The 18,120-nt window shown below is 71.5% G+C and carries 16 protein-coding genes; 11 read left to right on the top strand and 5 right to left on the bottom strand.

From position 1 onward, the window contains the following. Position 1: 1 nt before the first annotated feature. The 4 genes from ACIQHQ_RS24325 to ACIQHQ_RS24340 all read right to left on the bottom strand — a co-directional run bounded on the left by ACIQHQ_RS24325 (position 2) and on the right by ACIQHQ_RS24340 (position 5,436). On the bottom strand, positions 2-1,081 hold the full coding sequence (locus tag ACIQHQ_RS24325) for a 2-oxoacid:ferredoxin oxidoreductase subunit beta (protein WP_402614964.1): 1,080 nt from the start codon (positions 1,079-1,081) through the stop codon (positions 2-4). Next, positions 1,074-3,002: a 2-oxoacid:acceptor oxidoreductase subunit alpha gene (locus tag ACIQHQ_RS24330; RefSeq protein WP_402614966.1), complete on the bottom strand. Its 1,929-nt coding sequence runs from the start codon at positions 3,000-3,002 to the stop codon at positions 1,074-1,076. The genes ACIQHQ_RS24325 and ACIQHQ_RS24330 overlap by 8 nt, the downstream gene beginning before the upstream one ends. A 182-nt stretch (positions 3,003-3,184) precedes the next feature. After that, a complete protein-coding gene (locus tag ACIQHQ_RS24335; RefSeq protein ID WP_402615344.1) occupies positions 3,185-3,844 on the bottom strand; it encodes a LuxR C-terminal-related transcriptional regulator in 660 nt (219 codons plus the stop codon). A gap of 230 nt (positions 3,845-4,074) precedes the next feature. Then, entirely contained in the window at positions 4,075-5,436 is a 1,362-nt protein-coding gene (locus ACIQHQ_RS24340) for a sensor histidine kinase (protein ID WP_402614968.1), read from the bottom strand. Positions 5,437-5,605: 169 nt separating this feature from the next. On the opposite strand from ACIQHQ_RS24340, the gene ACIQHQ_RS24345 reads away from it, so the two are divergent. Further along, a complete protein-coding gene (locus ACIQHQ_RS24345; protein ID WP_402614971.1) occupies positions 5,606-5,764 on the top strand; it encodes a hypothetical protein in 159 nt (52 codons plus the stop codon). Between the two features lie 487 nt (positions 5,765-6,251). Here the strand turns inward: ACIQHQ_RS24345 and ACIQHQ_RS24350 are convergent, their stop codons facing one another. Continuing rightward, positions 6,252-7,475: a sensor histidine kinase gene (locus ACIQHQ_RS24350; RefSeq protein ID WP_402614974.1), complete on the bottom strand. Its 1,224-nt coding sequence runs from the start codon at positions 7,473-7,475 to the stop codon at positions 6,252-6,254. A 223-nt stretch (positions 7,476-7,698) separates the two neighbouring features. Between ACIQHQ_RS24350 and ACIQHQ_RS24355 the strand changes: the two genes are divergently transcribed. Genes ACIQHQ_RS24355 through ACIQHQ_RS24400 form a run of 10 tightly spaced genes read left to right on the top strand, consistent with a single transcriptional unit; the run spans position 7,699 to position 18,061 of the window. After that, positions 7,699-8,106 carry an NADH-quinone oxidoreductase subunit A gene (locus tag ACIQHQ_RS24355; protein ID WP_030234112.1) on the top strand — a complete coding sequence of 136 codons (408 nt, stop codon included), beginning with the start codon at positions 7,699-7,701 and terminating at the stop codon, positions 8,104-8,106. Continuing rightward, entirely contained in the window at positions 8,097-8,714 is a 618-nt protein-coding gene (locus ACIQHQ_RS24360) for an NADH-quinone oxidoreductase subunit B (protein WP_402614977.1), read from the top strand. Before ACIQHQ_RS24355 ends, ACIQHQ_RS24360 begins: the two co-directional genes overlap by 10 nt. After that, a complete protein-coding gene (locus ACIQHQ_RS24365; protein WP_402614980.1) occupies positions 8,711-10,270 on the top strand; it encodes an NADH-quinone oxidoreductase subunit C in 1,560 nt (519 codons plus the stop codon). The genes ACIQHQ_RS24360 and ACIQHQ_RS24365 overlap by 4 nt, the downstream gene beginning before the upstream one ends. After that, positions 10,267-11,235: an NADH-quinone oxidoreductase subunit H gene (locus tag ACIQHQ_RS24370; RefSeq protein WP_402614983.1), complete on the top strand. Its 969-nt coding sequence runs from the start codon at positions 10,267-10,269 to the stop codon at positions 11,233-11,235. The genes ACIQHQ_RS24365 and ACIQHQ_RS24370 overlap by 4 nt, the downstream gene beginning before the upstream one ends. Before the next feature lie 2 nt (positions 11,236-11,237). After that, a complete protein-coding gene (locus tag ACIQHQ_RS24375) occupies positions 11,238-11,936 on the top strand; it encodes a 4Fe-4S binding protein (RefSeq protein WP_402614986.1) in 699 nt (232 codons plus the stop codon). After that, positions 11,933-12,571 carry an NADH-quinone oxidoreductase subunit J gene (locus ACIQHQ_RS24380; RefSeq protein ID WP_402614989.1) on the top strand — a complete coding sequence of 213 codons (639 nt, stop codon included), beginning with the start codon at positions 11,933-11,935 and terminating at the stop codon, positions 12,569-12,571. The genes ACIQHQ_RS24375 and ACIQHQ_RS24380 overlap by 4 nt, the downstream gene beginning before the upstream one ends. Beyond that, complete coding sequence (gene nuoK, locus ACIQHQ_RS24385; protein WP_402614992.1) at positions 12,571-12,969, top strand: NADH-quinone oxidoreductase subunit NuoK; 399 nt, start codon at positions 12,571-12,573, stop codon at positions 12,967-12,969. Before ACIQHQ_RS24380 ends, nuoK begins: the two co-directional genes overlap by 1 nt. Further along, positions 12,966-14,960: an NADH-quinone oxidoreductase subunit L gene (locus ACIQHQ_RS24390; RefSeq protein ID WP_402614994.1), complete on the top strand. Its 1,995-nt coding sequence runs from the start codon at positions 12,966-12,968 to the stop codon at positions 14,958-14,960. The genes nuoK and ACIQHQ_RS24390 overlap by 4 nt, the downstream gene beginning before the upstream one ends. Positions 14,961-14,966: 6 nt before the next feature. Beyond that, the gene (locus ACIQHQ_RS24395; protein ID WP_402614997.1) at positions 14,967-16,541 is read left to right on the top strand and encodes a NuoM family protein; all 1,575 of its coding nucleotides are present in this window, start codon (positions 14,967-14,969) and stop codon (positions 16,539-16,541) included. Beyond that, complete coding sequence (locus tag ACIQHQ_RS24400) at positions 16,538-18,061, top strand: NADH-quinone oxidoreductase subunit N (protein WP_402615000.1); 1,524 nt, start codon at positions 16,538-16,540, stop codon at positions 18,059-18,061. The genes ACIQHQ_RS24395 and ACIQHQ_RS24400 overlap by 4 nt, the downstream gene beginning before the upstream one ends. The last annotated feature ends 59 nt before the right edge of the window (positions 18,062-18,120 follow it).

The raw sequence follows: 18,120 nt of genomic DNA on the forward strand, positions 1-18,120 counted from the left end.
GTCAGCCGACGACCGTCCAGGTGTCGCCGCCCGCAAGCAGCGCGCCCAGGTCGCCCTTGCCGTGCTGCTCGATCGCCGTGTCGAGCTGGTCGGCCATCTGCGTGTCGTAGACGGGCCGGTCGACCGAGCGCAGGACACCGATCGGCGTGTGGTGCAGGGTGTCCGGGTCGGCGAGCCGGGACAGTGCGAACGCAGTCGTCGGGGACGGGGAGTGCGCGTCGTGGACGAGCACCCGGTCCTCGTTGTCCGGCGTCACCGCGACCACCTTCAGATCGCCGGTCAGCGGGTCCCGCACGACGCCCTTGGCCAGGTCGGCGCCGAAGCGGATCGGCTTGCCGTGCTCCAGCCGGATCACGGCCTCCTCGGCCTGCTGCTTGTCCTTCAGCGCGTCGAAGGCGCCGTCGTTGAAGATGTTGCAGTTCTGGTAGATCTCGATCAACGCCGTGCCCTGGTGGGCGGCGGCCTGGCGCAGCACCTCCGTCAGGTGCTTGCGGTCCGAGTCCACCGTCCGCGCCACGAACGACGCCTCCGCGCCGATCGCCAGCGACACCGGGTTGAAGGGCGCGTCCAGCGAACCCATCGGCGTCGATTTCGTGATCTTCCCGACCTCCGAGGTCGGCGAGTACTGGCCCTTGGTCAGACCGTAGATCCGGTTGTTGAACAGCAGGATCTTGAGGTTGACGTTGCGGCGCAGCGCGTGGATCAGATGGTTGCCGCCGATGGACAGCGCGTCGCCGTCACCGGTGACCACCCACACCGACAGGTCGCGGCGGGAGCTCGCCAGACCCGTGGCGATGGCCGGGGCGCGGCCGTGGATGGAGTGCATCCCGTAGGTGTTCATGTAGTACGGGAACCGCGAGGAGCAGCCGATGCCCGAGACGAAGACGATGTTCTCCTTCGCCAGGCCCAGCTCCGGCATGAAGCCCTGCACCGCGGCGAGGATGGCGTAGTCGCCGCAGCCGGGGCACCAGCGCACTTCCTGATCGGACTTGAAGTCCTTCATCGACTGCTTGCCCTCGGCCTTGGGGACCAGGGAAAGCGCCTCGACGGTGCCCGTTCCGTGCGTGGACGTCTCAGCCATCGATGGCCTCCTTCAGAGCCGCGGCGAGCTGCTCCGCCTTGAACGGCATGCCGTTGACCTGGTTGTACGAGTGGGCGTCGACCAGGTACTTCGCCCGGATGAGCGTGGCGAGCTGCCCGAGGTTCATCTCGGGGATCACCACCTTGTCGTAACGCTCCAGTACAGAGCCCAGATTCCGCGGGAAGGGGTTGAGATGGCGCAGATGCGCCTGCGCGACGGACTCACCGGCCCGCCGCAGCCGCCGCACCGCCGCCGTGATCGGCCCGTACGTCGAGCCCCAGCCCAGCACGAGGGTACGGGCGCCATGCGGGTCGTCGACCTCGATGTCGGGGACGTCGATGCCGTCGATCTTCGCCTGCCGGGTGCGCACCATGAAGTCGTGGTTGGCCGGGTCGTAGGAGATGTTCCCGGTGCCGTCCTGCTTCTCGATGCCGCCGATCCGGTGCTCCAGACCCGGCGTGCCCGGAATCGCCCAGGGGCGGGCCAGGGTGTGCGGGTCCCGCTTGTACGGCCAGAACACCTCGGTGCCGTCGTCCAGCGTGTGGTTGGGGCCCTGTGCGAACCGCACGCGCAGGTCCGGGAGTTCGTCCAGCTCCGGGATCCGCCACGGCTCCGAACCGTTCGCCAGATACCCGTCCGACAGCAGGAAGACGGGCGTGCGGTAGGTCAGGGCGATACGGACGGCTTCCAGCGCGGCGTCGAAGCAGTCCGCCGGGGTGCGCGGGGCGACCACGGGGACCGGAGCCTCGCCGTTGCGCCCGTACATCGCCTGCAGCAGATCCGCCTGCTCGGTCTTGGTGGGCAGACCCGTCGACGGCCCGCCCCGCTGGATGTCCACGATCAGCAGAGGCAGCTCCAGGGAGACCGCGAGGCCGATCGTCTCCGACTTCAGCGCCACACCCGGGCCGGATGTCGTCGTCACCGCCAGCGAACCGCCGAACGCCGCGCCCAGCGCCGCCCCGATCCCGGCGATCTCGTCCTCCGCCTGGAACGTGCGCACCCCGAAGTTCTTGTGCCGGCTCAGCTCGTGCAGGATGTCCGACGCCGGAGTGATCGGGTACGACCCCAGGTACAGCGGAAGATCAGCCTGCCGTGAGGCGGCGATCAGACCGTAGGACAGGGCGAGGTTGCCGGAGATGTTGCGGTACACACCCGGCGGGAACGCCGTCGCCGCCGGCGCCACCTCATAGGAGACCGCGAAGTCCTCCGTCGTCTCACCGAAGTTCCAGCCCGCCCGGAACGCGGCGATGTTGGCCGCCGCGATGTCGGGCTTCTTCGCGAACTTCGACTTCAGGAACTTCTCCGTGCCCTCGGTGGGCCGGTGGTACATCCAGCTCAGCAGACCCAGCGCGAACATGTTCTTGCTGCGCTCGGCCTCCTTGCGGCTGAGGTCGAACTCCTTCAGCGCCTCGACCGTGAGCGTGGTCAGCGGCACGGGGTGCAGGTGATAGCCGTCCAGCGACCCGTCCTCCAGCGGACTGCTCTCGTAGCCGACCTTCTGCATCGCCCGCTTGGTGAACTCGTCCGTGTTGACGATCACCTCCGCCCCGCGCGGCAGGTCGCCGATGTTCGCCTTCAGCGCGGCCGGGTTCATCGCCACCAGCACGTTCGGCGCATCCCCGGGTGTGAGGATGTCGTGGTCGGCGAAGTGCAGCTGGAAGGACGACACACCCGGCAGCGTCCCCGCGGGCGCCCTGATCTCGGCCGGGAAGTTCGGCAGCGTCGACAGGTCGTTGCCGAACGACGCCGTCTCCGAGGTGAAACGGTCACCGGTGAGCTGCATACCGTCACCCGAGTCCCCCGCGAACCTGATGATCACCCGGTCCAGACGACGGACATCCTTCGCGCCCGCCGCTTCGCGCTGCTCTCCTGCGACTGCTCCGTCGGCCTGCTCCGCTGGACTACTGACCTGGCTGGTCACTGAACTGGACCTCCCTAGAGGCGGCTGTCCGGGAGAAGCCTTCCCGCAGGCCCTCCCAGGATCAACCCTACGACCGCAAGGGTCGCCTTCTTCGGGTCATTCGTATCTTGGACACGACTTTTGAGACGGTCGCACGCGCCCGGACTTGTCCGGATTATCCGTACGCCTCATGTCGAAGTGCGTCAGGAGTTGAGGTACGTCAGCACCGCCAGCACCCTGCGGTGGTCACCCTCGCTCGGGGACAGCCCCAGCTTCAGGAAGATGTTGCTGACGTGCTTCTCGACCGCCCCGTCGCTCACCACGAGCTGCCGCGCGATCGCCGAGTTCGTCCGCCCCTCGGCCATCAGCCCCAGCACCTCACGCTCCCTGGGGGTGAGCCCCGCGAGCACGTCCTGCTTACGGCTGCGGCCCAGCAGCTGCGCGACCACCTCCGGGTCGAGCGCCGTACCGCCCTCCGCCACCCGCACCACGGCGTCCACGAACTCCCGCACCTCTGCGACCCGGTCCTTCAGCAGATAACCGACACCCCGGCTGGATCCCGCCAGCAGCTCCGTGGCGTAACGCTCCTCCACGTACTGCGACAGCACCAGGACCCCGAGCCCCGGGTGCGCCTTGCGCAGCTGCACCGCCGCCCGCACTCCCTCGTCCGTGTGCGTCGGCGGCATCCGCACGTCCGCCACGACCACGTCAGGCAGCTCACCCTGCGCGTCCAGCTCGGTAATGGTCTTGATCAGTGCCTCACCGTCGCCCACCCCGGCGACGACGTCGAGCCCCCGGTCGGTCAGCAACCGGGTCAGGCCCTCCCTGAGCAGCACTGAATCCTCGGCGATGACCACCCGCACCCTGTCCTCCACGATGTTCGGCCCCCACAGCCCGATGCCGCCCGTCCACAGCCCACATCGGCTGCGCGCCCACCCGTGCGACCGGTCCAGCATTTCAGGATCGGGGGGTGGATGGGGACGGGACCGGCTTCTTGACTGGCCGAAACGGGTGGTGGGGAGAAGCTTCGGGGCCAGAGGCGAAGACCCCTGGCCCCGTCACGGATCACGGGGGCCGCCCCCCCCCGCGGCGGTCAGCGCACGTGCGCCCCCCGCCACGGCAACTCCGCGGTCACCCGGGTCGGACCGCCCGCCGGCGAGTCCACCACCAGGATCCCGTCCACCGCGTCGAGCCGTTCCGCCAGCCCCGCGAGTCCCGACCCCCGGGCCGTGTCGGCCCCGCCCACGCCGTTGTCCACGACCTGCAGCAGCAGCCGGTTCTCCGTCCGCCACACCTCGACGCCCGCCCAGGTGGCCCGGGCGTGCTTGCTGACGTTCTGGAGCAGCTCCGACACCGTGAAGTACGCGATCCCCTCGATCGCCGGCGCCGGCCGTTCCGCCAGGTCGACCTCGACCTGCACGGGCACCGTGCAGCGCGAGGCGACCGACGACAGGGCCGCGTCCAGCCCCCGGTCGGTCAGGACCGCCGGATGGATCCCCCGGGCGAGGTCCCGCAGCTCCTGGAGCGCCGTCTTCACCTCTCCGTGTGCCTCGTCCACCATCCGCGCGGCCGTCTCCGGGTCCTCCTGCAGTTTCTCCTTCGCCAGCCCCAGATCCATGGCCAGCGCCACCAGCCGGGCTTGCGCCCCGTCGTGCAGATCCCGCTCGATGCGCCGCAGGTCGGCCGCCGCCGTGTCCACCACGACCCCCCGGTCCGACTCCAGCTCCACCACCCGCGAGACCAGCCGCGACGGCCCGAGCAGCCCGTGCACCAGCAGCCGGTCCACCATCGTCAGCGCCCGCACGATCCACGGCGTGGCGATCGTGACCAGCAGACCCACCAGCGCGGTCACCGTGATCTCGAAGGGGTTGTCCAGGTAGATCCGGTGCGCCTCGTCGCCGTACAGCTGGACGCCGTCCTGCCCGGCGTACGCCGGGAACACCCAGAACCACAGCGGGTACGTCAGCAGCGCCCACCCCAGCACCCAGACGTTCACGGCGACGACGAACGAGAACACCGCCCAGGGCAGCTGCAGCACCGCGTACAGCAGCGCCCGCCAGGAGGCACCGCTCTTGAGGACGGCCCCCATCCACGCCAGGGCCCCCGCCTTCCTCACCCGCAGCGGCTCCGGCTCGGCCACCTCCAGACCCAGCAGGGCCCGTGCCCGCGTGCGCTCCATCGCGCCGAAGCCGCGGCACCCGGCGAGGGCCGCCGCCAGCACCGGGATGCCCAGGAACGTGACCAGCAGGCCCGCCCCCAGCGACACCATCGTGACCGCATAGGTGAACAGCAGGATGCTGATCGGCAGGCTGAGCAGCACATGGGCGAGCTCGCGCCACGTGCGGCCCTCGACCGGCGCCCGCAGCGCGGCGGGCAGCCGGTGCCGCCCTTCGGTGCTCCCGGTGAACCCGGACCCGCTGTCGAACCCGTATCCCTGCCCGTACTCCGTGGCCATCGGCGTCGTCCTTCTCCTCGTCCTGCGGCTGTGCTCCCGTACCCCCACCCTGCTCCGCCGCGGGTCGCCGGACCATGGAGTCCGTCGGCCTCTGTGGAGGGGGGTTTTCCCCACCTGTGGCCCGGTGGGCTCCGACCCACCGGGCCGCGGCCTGCAGCGCTGTGGCCCGGTGGAGTACGGCTTGCTGGGCTGCGGCCTGGGGGAGTACGGCCTGCTGGGCCGCGGCCCGGCGGAGTACGGCTTGCTGGGCTGTGGCCTGGGGGAGTACGGCCTGCTGGGCCGCGGCCCGGTGGAGTACGGCCTGCTGGGCCGCGGTTCGCTGGGCTGAGACTCGGCGGACACCCTCCCGGTGGGTCACGGTGTGCTGGGCTCCGTCCGAGGGGGTCACTGCGTGCCGGATTCCGGCCCGGTGGGTCACGCAGGGCCCCGGCCCGGTGGGTCAGGGCGTGCTGGGCCCCGGCCCGGGGTCACGGCGTGCCGGATTCCGTCCCGGTGGGTCAGGCAGGGCCCCGTCCCGGAGGGCCAGGGCGTGCTGGGCCCCGGCCTGGGTGGGTCACGGCGTGCTGGGCTCCGGCCCGGAGGGTCACGGCGTGCCGGATTCCGTCCCGGTGGGTCAGGCAGGGCCCCGGCCCGGAGGGCCAGGGCGTGCTGGGCTCCGGCCCCGGTGGGTCACGGCGTGCTGGGCACCGGGCCGGTGGGTCACGGCGTGCCGGATTCCGGCCCGGTGGGTCACGCAGGGCCCCGTCCCGGAGGGCCAGGGCGTGCTGGGCCCCGGCCTGGGTGGGTCACGGCGTGCTGGGCACCGGGCCGGAGGCCTAACGTGCGGCCGTGGCGACGGTGGCGTCGTCGCGGGTACGCCACGGCAGCTCCGCGGTGATCGTCGTCGGGCCGCCCGGAGGCGACTCCAGGACGAACAGCCCGTCGACGGCGTTCAGCCGGTCCGCCAGGCCTTTCATCCCCGTACCGCCGTCGAGGCTCGCCCCCCCGCCCCCGTCGTCCCACACCTGTATGAGGAGCCGGGTGTCCGTCCGCCACACATCCACCGAGGCCGACTTCGCCCCGCTGTGCTTGCTAACGTTCTGCAGCAGCTCCGAGACGGTGAAGTAGGCGATGCCCTCGATGGCCGCGGCCGGCCGCTCCGGCAGATCGACCGTCACCTTCACCGGAACCGTGCAGCGCGAGGCGACCGACGACAGGGCCGCGTCCAGCCCGCGGTCGGTCAGGACCGCCGGATGGATACCGCGCGCCAGGTCACGCAGCTCCTGGAGCGCGAGCTTCACCTCGCCGTGCGCCTCCTCGACCATCGCCGCCGCCGCGTCGGGATCCTCCAGCACCTTCTCCTTGGCCAGGCCGAGACCCATCGCCAGCGCCACCAGCCGGGCTTGCGCCCCGTCGTGCAGATCCCGCTCGATGCGCCGCAGGTCGGCCGCCGCCGTGTCCACCACGACCCCCCGGTCCGACTCCAGCTCGGCGATCCGCCGCTCCAGCTCGTCGGAGGGCGACAGCAGTCCCCGCACCATGGCCCGGTCGGCGTTGGTCAGCCCGCGGGCGATGAACGGCAGCACCGGCCACAGCACGAACAGCGAGGTCAGCGTGACGGTGAAGGTGAGGACGCCCCACGGCAGCCGGATGAACTCGTACAGGACCGTGCGCCAGCCCACCGGGTCCTTCAGCTGCATCCACAGCCGCTGGAAGAAGCCGCCCTCGCCGCGCAGCCGCAGCCGGCTCGGCTCGTCCACCCGCACTCCGAGCAGCGCCCTGGCCCGCGCACGCTCCAGCCTGCCCAACTGCCGCGCGCCCATGAGACCGGCGGCGAGCAGCGGGAACCCGATCACCGTGACGGTCAGTCCGAAACCGGTGAACAGCACCGTCACGACGTAGGTGAATCCGAGCAGCGCGACCGGAAGGTTGGCCAGCAGGTGCGCGATCTCTTTCCAGGTGTGCCGGTCATAGGCGAGACGCGGTGGCGGCGGACGGTCGTCCGGCCCGGCCGCCGTCGAGGCCGCCTTCGTGCCCGGGGGCGGGATGTGTGAGGTCATATGCGTTAGCGTGCCCGGCGGCCGGCGGCTGCGCCATGAGGTGGACCGCCAGGATCAACTGAGGAAAACCCCACCCCCGCATGCCGGGTGGTGACGGGCTGCTTACCCTGCCTTTATCAGGGCCTAGACTCCCGTGCGTACAGATCGTCGAACGGCGGCGTCCGAGTGAGCCGCAGCATCGTCGCAGGATCCAGGTCCGAGTTTCAGGGAGCGAGGGACGGACGTGCCGGAACCGACCGTCGTCACCACGACCGTCGTCGCGGCGGACTACTTCCAGTCCTACTCGGTCGTCGGACTGCTCGCCGTCGTCGGTGTGCTGTTCGTTGCCGTCGCCTTCGGGGCCGGCCGCCTGCTGCGGCCCGTGGTCCCCACCCCCGAGAAGCTCCTGACGTACGAGTGCGGCGTGGACCCGGTGGGGGAGGGCTGGGCCCACACCCAGGTCCGCTACTACGTGTACGCCTTCCTCTATGTGATCTTCGCCGTCGACTCGATCTTCCTGTTCCCCTGGGCGACCGTCTTCGCCGCCCCCGGCTACGGCGCCGCGACCCTGGTCGAGATGTTCATCTTCCTCGGCTTCCTGGCCGTGGGCCTGCTCTACGCATACAAGAAGGGCGTCCTGGCATGGACGTGAACCCCTCGGTGTCCGAGCCCGTTCCGCTGCCCGAGCCCAAGCGGCTGGGTGCCCTCGCGCGCCTCGCACCCGAGCCGATGAAGGTGATCCTCAACTGGGGCCGCCGCTACTCGCTCTGGGTCTTCAACTTCGGCCTCGCCTGCTGCGCGATCGAGTTCATCGCCGCGTCGATGGCCCGCCACGACTTCATCCGGCTCGGCGTCATCCCGTTCGCCCCGGGGCCGCGCCAGGCCGACCTGATGGTGGTGTCCGGCACGGTCACGGACAAGATGGCACCGGCGGTCAAGCGCCTCTACGAGCAGATGCCGGAACCGAAGTACGTCATCTCCTTCGGCGCGTGCAGCAACTGCGGCGGCCCCTACTGGGACTCGTACTCCGTCACCAAGGGCGTCGACCAGATCATCCCCGTCGACGTCTACGTCCCCGGCTGCCCGCCCCGGCCCGAGGCGTTGCTCCAGGGCATCCTCAAGCTTCAGGAGAAGATCGCCCGCGAGTCGCTGGGGGAGCGGTACGGCACCGCCCGTCCGTCGGCGGCGGCGCTGCAGAGCGGCCTGGTGCAGCCGCCCGCCCCCGCCCGGGGCTCCGACTCGCCGGGGGAGGGGCGATGACCGCGGTCGGCTGGCTGCCCACCGACGCCGAGGAACTCTTCGGCCCCGACGCCACCGCCGAGGAGTCCTACGAGGTCCTGACGGTCGACGTTCCGCCGGCTGCCTGGATCGCCGCCCTGCGGACCGCCCGCGACCGGCTCGGCTGCACCTACTTCGACTGGTTGAGCGCGGTCGACGAACCGGGCACGGGCTTCCGCGTCACGGCCCACGTCGCGGCGCTCACTCCCGTACGACGTCTCCTCCTGCGCACGACCGTCCCGCACGAGACCCCCGCCCTGCCCTCGGCGGTCGACGTCTACGCGGGTGCCGCCTGGCACGAGCGCGAGACCCACGAGATGTTCGGCATCACCTTCGAAGGCCACCCGGGGCTGGACCATCTGCTCCTGCCCGAGAACTTCGAGGGCCACCCCCTGCGGAAGGACTTCGTCCTGGCCGCCCGCGTCGCCAAGGCCTGGCCCGGTGCGAAGGAGCCGGGGGAGTCGGAACACGGCGGCCCCAAGCGCCGTCAGATGCTCCCCCCCGGCGTCCCCGACCCCAACGAGTGGGGCCCCCTCAAGGGCCAACTTCCTCCCGCCCCCGCCCGTCCGGCCCGGGGCGCGGGACGCGCGGCAGGCGAACGCCCCGCCCGAGCCGCGGCACGTCCCGCGGGAGAACGCCCGGCACGCCGGACCCGCTCGGCCTCGGAGGGCTCGGCGAGCCAGTCCGGTGCCGCGGAGACTGCCACCCCGGCTTCTTCCCCACGGCGGACGGGTACGGCGGCGGAGGGCTCGGCGGGCCAGTCCGGTGCCGCGGAGACCGCCACCCCGGCTTCTTCCCCACGGCGGACGCGTACGGCGGCGGAGGGCTCCGCGAGCCAGTCCGCGTCGGGTGACGCGACTGCTCCGGCTTCGGTGGGTCCGTCCGCGGCGGGGGAGCCGGTTGCGCGGGGCGCGGCGGGCCAGTCCGCGTCGGGTGACGCGACTGCTCCGGCTTCGGTGGGTCCGTCCGCGGCGGGGGAGCCGGTTGCGCAGGGTGCGGCGGGCCAGCCCACGCCACAGGTTCCGGGTGGGACGGGTCAGCCCCCGTCCGGCGGGTCGGCCGCCCCTGCTTCGGCCCGACCGCGGCGCAATCGCTCGGCGTCGGAGGGCTCGGCGAGTCAGCAGCCGACCGGACCGGCAGCCGCGTCACCTGGCCCCGAGTCCGCTTCGCCTGGCCCCGAGTCCGCGACACCTCACCCTGAGTCCGCGGCACCTCACCCCGAGTCCGCGTCACCTGGCCCCGACTCCGGGACGCCCGGTCCGGAGGGCGGGGGGAGTCGGCGGGGCGCGCCCGGTCGTGGTGACAGCCGGCCGGGCAGGGCTTCGAGCCCTTCGCGCAGCTCGGACGCCCCTTGGCACCACGCCCGCCCGGCCTTCGACGAACCGGCCCCCGGACCCTCGCCGGAGACGGGACAGTTGCCGTCCCCGGAGCAGCCGGACGGGTCGCAGGCCTCCGGCCCCACGGACGACGACACCAAGCCCACCGGCAACCCCGGCAACCCCCAAAGCCCCGAGGACCCCGCAGGAGGCTCGCAGTGAATGACGTGCTCGACGTCGCCCTGCGACTGCTGGTCGTCTTCGCCGTCTTCCTCACCTTCCCCCTGGTCATCGGCCAGACCGAACACAAGGTGATGGCCCACATGCAGGGCCGCCTCGGCCCCATGTACGCCGGCGGCTTCCACGGCTGGGCCCAGCTCGTCGCCGACGGTGTGAAGTTCGCGCAGAAGGAGGACATCGTCCCCGCGGGCGCCGACCGCCGCATCTTTCAACTGGCCCCGGCCGTCGCGCTCCTGCCGTATCTCCTCGTCCTGCTCGCCATCCCCATCGGCCCGGGCGAGGGAGCCGTCGGCCAGGTCATCGACGCGGGTGTCTTCTTCGTCCTGGCCGTCATGGGCGTCGGCGTCCTCGGCTCGCTCATGGCCGGCTGGGCGTCCGCGAACAAGTTCTCCCTGCTCGGGGGCCTGCGCACCGCCGCCCAGCTCCTCGCCTACGAACTGCCGATGCTCCTGACCGCCGCCTCGGTGGCGATGGCGGCCGGCACCGTCTCCCTCCCCGGCATCCTCGACGCCTTCGAGTGGTGGTGGCTGCCGTGGCAGATCGTCGGCGCGATCGTCTTCTTCGTGGCCGGTCTCGCCGAACTCCAGCGGCCTCCCTTTGACATGCCCGTCGCCGACTCGGAGATCATCTTCGGCGCCTACACCGAGTACACCGGCCTGCGTTTCGCCCTCTTCCTCCTCGCCGAGTACGCCGGAATCGTCGTCCTGTGCGGCCTGACCACCGTCCTCTTCCTGGGCGGCTGGCACGGCCCCTGGGGCGCCGACGGCCTCGGCTGGGTCTGGACCCTGTTGAAGACCGCCGTCCTCGCCTTCCTCGTGATCTGGCTGCGCGTCACCTATCCCCGCCTGCGCGAGGACCAGCTTCAGAAGCTCGCCTGGACCCTTCTCGTCCCCCTCGCCCTCGCCCAGATCGCCCTCACCGGCATCGTCAAGGTGGTGATCCAGTAACCATGGCCCCCCTTCCCGGCAGTGGCCTCGCCAAGGGCCTGGCCGTCACCCTCCGCACGATGACGAAGAAGTCCGTCACCGCGCAGTACCCGGACGCCCAGCCCGACCTCCCGCCCCGCAGCCGCGGTGTGATCGGCCTGTTCGAGGAGAACTGCACGGTCTGCATGCTGTGCGCGCGCGAGTGCCCGGACTGGTGCATCTACATCGACTCCCACAAGGAGACGGTCCCGGCCGCGACCCCGGGAGGCCGCGAGCGCAGCCGCAACGTCCTCGACCGGTTCGCCATCGACTTCTCCCTGTGCATGTACTGCGGTATCTGCATCGAGGTCTGTCCTTTCGACGCCTTGTTCTGGTCCCCGGAGTTCGAGTACGCCGAGACCGACATCCGTGACCTCACCCATGAGCGCGACAAGCTCCGCGAGTGGATGTGGACCGTCCCGGCCCCGCCCGCCCTCGACCCCGGCGCGGAGGAACCGAAGGAACTCGCCACGGCCCGCAAGACCGCCGAGAAGCTGGCCGCCCAGCAGGCCCCGCCGGTCACCGAACCGCACGCCGACGAGCAGGCCCGCGCCGCCGAGCAGCCCACGCGTCCCCAGGGCGACTCCCCACAGCAGACGGACCAGCCGAAGAACCCTGGCCCACCCGAGCCGGGCCAGTCCGGGTCGGGTCAGCCGAGGCCGGATCAGGAGGGCCAGGCATGACCTTCGCCGTGACCGCAGCTCTCCTCGCGACGGGCCGGACCACCGGGGCCGCCGCCGAAACCCACGGTTTCCTCTCCCCGACCGGCGTCGAGATCGCCTTCCTCCTCGTCGGCCTGGTCACCTTCGGCGCCGCGCTCGTCACCGTCACCACCCGGCAGCTGGTGCACGCCGCCCTGTGGCTGGTGGTCACCCTCGGCGGCCTGGCCGTCGAGTACCTCCTGCTCACCGCGGAATTCATCGCCTGGGTTCAGGTCCTCATCTACGTCGGTTCCGTCGTCGTCCTCCTCCTGTTCGGCCTGATGCTCACCCGGGCCCCCATCGGCCGCTCCCCGGACGCCGACTCGGGCAACCGCTGGGCCGCCCTCACCGTGGCCGTCGCCGCGGCCGCCGCGCTGGTCTGGGTCGTCGTCGACGCCTTCCGCACGACCTGGATCGACCTGGACGGCCCCGCCGCCGGCTCCACCGAGGTGACCGGCGCGAGCCTCTTCCAGAACTGGGTCCTCCCCTTCGAGGCCCTCTCCGTCCTCCTCCTCGCCGCCCTGGTCGGCGCGATCGTCCTGTCCCGCAAGGCGAAGGCCGACGCCACCACCCCGAGCGGCGCGGACCCCGGGCGTGACACGGAAGGGGCCCGCTGATGCACCTCGCCTATCCCGCCGTGCTCTCCGCCCTCCTCTTCTGCACGGGCCTGTACGGCGTCCTCGCCCGCCGCAACGCGATCCTGGTCCTGATGTCGGTCGAGCTGATGCTCAACGCCGTCAACCTCAACCTGGTCGCCTTCGACGTCTGGCTGAGCAAGACCGCCGAGGAGACCCTGCACTCCGGCCAGGCCCTGACCCTTTTCACCATCGCCATCGCCGCCGCCGAGATCGGCATCGGCCTGGCGATCGTCCTCGCCGTCCACCGCAACCGCGGCACCGCGGACATCGACAGGCTCCGCGACACCGCCGAACGGCACGACCCCGACGACCCCGACCACGACGCCCGCACGGCCGGGACGCCCGACGAGGCCCAGAAGGCTGAGGCCACCGCGTGACCACGACCACCCTCGCCGTCCTCGTCCCCCTCCTTCCTTTCCTCGGCGCCGCCGCCGGCCTGCTCCTCGGCCGCACGGCACCCGGCTTCGTCCGCCCGCTCGCCGTCCTGCCGACGCTCACCTCGCTGGTGCTCGCCGCGCTGGTCGCCGTACGCCAGGGCGGCGACGCGGCCGTCGACTCGGCCACGGAACTCACCCCCACCGGCTCGGTCCCGATCGAGCTCGCCCTGCACATCGACGGCTTCGCCGCCCTCGTCGCCGTCCTGGTCGGCCTGGTCGCCTCCTGCGTGCAGATCTACTCGACGGGCTACCTGCGCGACGATCCGCGTTACCCCTCCTACGCCGCCCTCGTCTCCCTGTTCACCTCCGCGATGCTCCTGGTCGTCTACTCGGGTGACCTGATGGTGCTGCTGGTCGGCTGGGAAGTCATGGGCATCTGCTCCTACTTCCTCGTCGGGCACTACTGGGAGACCCCGGAGGCCCGGGCCGCCTCCCTCAAGGCCTTCCTGGTCACCAAGCTCGGCGACGTCCCCTTCCTCATCGGCCTGTTCGCCCTGGCCACCGACGCCGGCTCGTTCCGCATCACCCGAATCCTGGGCACCGTCGCGAGTGGCGGACTCGACCATCCGACGCTGATCGCCCTGCTGCTCCTCGCGGGTGTGGCGGGCAAGTCGGCGCAGTTCCCGCTGCACACCTGGCTCCCCGACGCGATGGCGGGCCCGACCCCCGTCTCCGCGCTGATCCACGCCGCGACCATGGTCGCCGCCGGCGTCTACTTCATCGCCCGTCTCCTCCCGGTCTTCGAAGCCTCCCAGGCCGCGATGGCCGTCCTCGCCGTCATGGCCGCCGTCACGATGACCGGCTCGGCGCTCGCCGCGCTCGCCCAGGGCGACATCAAGCGCGTCCTCGCCTACTCGACGATCGGCCAGCTCGGCTACATGACGGGCGCCCTCGCCGTCGGCGACCGCGGAGCCGCCGTCTTCCACCTCCTGTCCCACGGCGCCTTCAAGGCGCTGCTGTTCCTCGCCGCGGGCGTGATCATCCACGCCGCCGGCACCAACTCGCTCGCCGCCATGTCCCGCATGCGGCACCTGCGCGACCGCGTTCCCGACGCCTACTGGACGATGACCGTGGCGCTCCTCGCACTCGCCGCGATCCCGCCGTTCAGCGGCTTCTTCTCCAAGGAGGCCGTCCTCGGCGTCGCCGAGCACGTCGTCACCGGACACACCGAGCACGCCCCCGCCGCCGCGGGCTGGATCGTCCTCGTCGCCGGTCTGCTCACGGCCGTGCTCACCGCCGCCTACGCGACGCGCCTGTGGCTGCTGGCCTTCCGGGGCCGGGGCACCGAGGCCCCCGACCACGGCAGGCAGCCGCTGACGATGACCGTCGTGCTGTGGGTGCTGGCCGTCCCGTCCCTGGCCCTCGGCGGGTTCACCTTCCGCCTGCTGCCCGACTGGTTCGACGGCCGCGACCTCGGCCCGACTCTGACCACCTCGGTGCTCGGCACGGGTGTGGCCCTGGTCGGCGGCATCGTCACCTACGCCGCCTGGCGGCACAGCACCGCGCTCACCGCCCGCGTCCCGCTCGGCGCCGTCGCGGCCCACCCCGAGGGCGACGCCGCGCGGGTCGAGGCGGAAGCCATCGCCACGCACGAGCCGGCCTACGGGGACATCGCCTACGCGCCGGACCCCGCCGACCCGGGACGGCTGCTGCTCGGCCCCCTGCACCGGCACGCCGCCGCCGGCTTCCACCTGGACGCCGTGTACTCGGCCCTCTTCGTCCGCCCGGTCCAGGCCGGAGCCGGCCTCGTCCGGTTCCTCGACCGCGAGGTCGTCGAGACCTACGTGCGCGGTGCGGGTGCGCTGCCCCGCTGGCTCGGCGCCGCCGTGCGGCGCGCCCAGACCGGCAACGTCCAGACCTATGTGAGCGCGCTGCTCGCCGGCACCGTCGTCCTCGCGGTCGCCGTCGTCCTCGTCGCCACGGGAGCGTGAGCAGGCGTGATCGATATCAACGAATCCGTGATGCAGTTCCTTCTGGCGTTCGTCGTCGTCGGCCCGCTCCTCGGCGCCGCCGCCGCTCTCCTGCCCGCCCCGCCCGGGCTGAAGGGGAAGTCACCCGAGCAGGCCGTGCTCCGGCATGGCGTCACCGTCACGGGCGCGGTCCTCATCGCGGTGATCGTCCTCGCGCTCGGCTTCGACCACGACCAGCCGTCGAAGATGCAGGCCAGCACCGACATCAGCTGGATTCCCGCACTCGACGTACGCATCCACCTCGGCATCGACGGCATTTCCCTCCCCCTTCTGGTCCTGACCGCGCTGCTGACCTTCCTCTGCGCGCTCTACTCGTACTTCAAGACGCCAGCGGGTCCGACCCCGAAGGCCTTCGTCGCCCTGCTGCTCGTCCTCGAGTCCGGCACGCTGGCGACCTTCGCCGTCCTCGACCTGCTGCTGTTCTTCCTCGCCTTCGAGATGGTCCTCATCCCGATGTACTTCCTCATCGCCCGCTGGGGCGGCGAGGGCCGGAGCCAGGCCGCGTGGCGGTTCATCCTCTACACGCTGCTCGGCTCCGTGGTCATGCTGCTCGGCCTGCTCCTGATCGGAATCAAGGCGGGCACGTTCGACATGATGGCACTCGCCACTGACAACGGCCGGTCCCTGACCGCATCCGTGCAGGTCATCGCCGTTCTCGCGGTCGGGATCGGGCTCGCCGTGAAGACGCCGATGTGGCCGCTGCACAGCTGGTTGCCCGACGCCCACACCGCCGCGCCCACCGTCGGCTCGGTCCTCCTGGCCGGTGTCCTGCTGAAGATGGGTACGTATGGATTCGTTCGGATCCTGCTCCCCATCGCACCGGACGGGTTCCGCACCTTCGCGCCTTACCTCGCCGCCCTGGCCGTCGTCGGCATCATCTACGGATCGCTGGCCTGCCTGGCCCTCGCCAAGCAGGGTGCGAAAGGCGATCTCAAACGCCTCATCGCCTACTCCTCCGTCGGCCACATGGGCTTCGTCCTGCTCGGCATCTCGACGATGACCCCGACCGGCGTGAACGGGGCCCTGTTCGCGAACATCGCCCACGGCCTCATCACCGGCCTGCTGTTCTTCCTGGTCGGCGCCCTGAAGGACCGCACCGGCACCACCGACCTCGACACCCTCGCCGAGGAGACCGGAGCCGCCCTGTACGGCAGGGCCCCGCGCCTGGGAGGTCTGCTCGCCTTCGCCGCGGTCGCCTCGCTCGGCCTGCCGGGCCTGGCCGGCTTCTGGGGCGAGATGCTGGCCCTGTTCGGCGCGTTCCGGCCGGCCGAGGGCCTCAGCCGGCCGGCGTTCCTCACCTTCATGGCCATCGGCGCGTTCGGCACGCTGCTGACGGCCGCGTACCTGCTGATCGTGGTCCGCCGCGTCTGCATGGGCGCCCTGCCCAAGGACGCCCCCCGGCTCACCGACGTCCGCTCGTACGAGTTCGCGGCGTGGACCCCGCTCGTCGTCCTCACCGTCGTCGCGGGCCTGTGGCCCAAAGCTCTCCTCGGCCTGAGCGACCCGGCCGTCCAGCAGCTCCTCGCAGGAGGCACCCGATGAGCTCCCCGGCCCAGCCCCCGGCCGCCTCACTGGTCCAGTCCGTCGACTGGCTCGCCATCGCACCGCCCACCATCGTGGCGGTCGTCGGACTCGTGGTGCTGGTCGCCGACCTGTTCGTCGCCGAGCACCGCAAGGCACTGCTCGGCTGGACGTCGGCGGCGGGCCTGGCCGTCGCCACGGTGATGTTGCTGCCCCTGCTGGACGGCGACCGCAGCACCTTCTGCCTGACCGGTGACGCCGCCGTGTGCAGCTACACGGCCGACCGCTTCACCCTGGTCATCCAGTTCCTGGTCCTCGGCGGAGCCCTCCTCGCCGCCCTCCTGTCCGTCACCGCGCTGAAGGACGCCCGCAAGGAGCTTCCCGAAGGCGAGTACTGGTTCCTGCTGCTGTCCTCAGCGGCCGGCGCCGCCCTGCTGCCCGCCTCCCGCGACCTCGCGACGTTGATCGTCGCCCTGGAGGTCGCTTCTCTGCCCGCCTTCGCTCTGGTCGGCCTGCGCTACGGCGACCGGAAGTCCTCCGAGGCAGCCCTGAAGTTCTTCCTGTCCTCGGTCACCGCGACCGCGGTCAGCCTCATGGGCATCAGCTTCGTGTACGCCACCACCGGCACCCTCTACCTCACACAGGTCGCCGACCGCATCCAGAACGTCGACGGGCAGTTCCACACCCTCGCCCAGACCGGCGTCGTCCTGACCCTCGTCGGCTTCGCCTTCAAGACGGCCGCCGTGCCCTTCCACTTCTGGGTGCCCGACACGTACGTGGGGGCGCCCCTGCCCATCGCGGCCTACCTGTCGGTCATCGGCAAAGCCGTCGGCTTCAGCGGCCTGATCCTCGTCACGGTCGTGGCTCTCCCGTCGTACGCCGCCGTCTGGGGCCCCGCCCTGGCGGCCCTGGCCGCGCTCACCATGACCGTGGGCAACGTCGGGGCCCTGCACCAGCAGGCCACGCGCGCGTACAGCGCGGTCCGCCTGCTCGCCTGGTCCTCCGTGGGCCAGGCCGGCTACCTCCTGGTGCCGATCGCCGCCGCCGCGTACTCCGGGGACGCGGAGAAGTCGATCGGCTCCACCGTCGCCTACGCCCTGATGTACGGCGCGGTGAACCTGGGCGCCTTCGCCGTGGCCGCGCTGGTCGGCCGTACGAAATCCCTCAACCGCGTCGCCGACTACCGCGGCCTCTACGCCTCGAGCCCCCTGTCCGCGCTGCTCCTGGCGTTCTTCCTGCTCTGCCTCGCCGGACTGCCACCGGGCGTCATCGGCCTCTTCGCCAAGGTCACCGTCTTCTCGGCGGCCGTCGACGCCGGCCTCGGCTGGCTGGCCGTGATCATGGCCGTCAACGTCGTCATCGCGCTGTTCTACTACCTCCAGTGGACGGCCCTGCTCTTCCGCGCCCCCGAGGGCGAACCCGAGAAGCACCGCGTCCCCGGCCCGGTCACGGCAGCGATCGCCCTGACCGGTGTCCTCGGCATCGCCCTGTCCGGCGCACCCCAGCTCGTCCTGCGCTTCACCGACACCGGGCTCTTCTGAACAGACCGGGCTTCCCGGAAAACCAGCCGCTTACACCGCGCGCGCGTGGGGCACTCGCC

Origin of the sequence: Streptomyces sp. NPDC092370 (assembly GCF_044755265.1) — a bacterium.
In the GTDB taxonomy this organism is placed as follows: Bacteria; Actinomycetota; Actinomycetes; order Streptomycetales; family Streptomycetaceae; genus Streptomyces.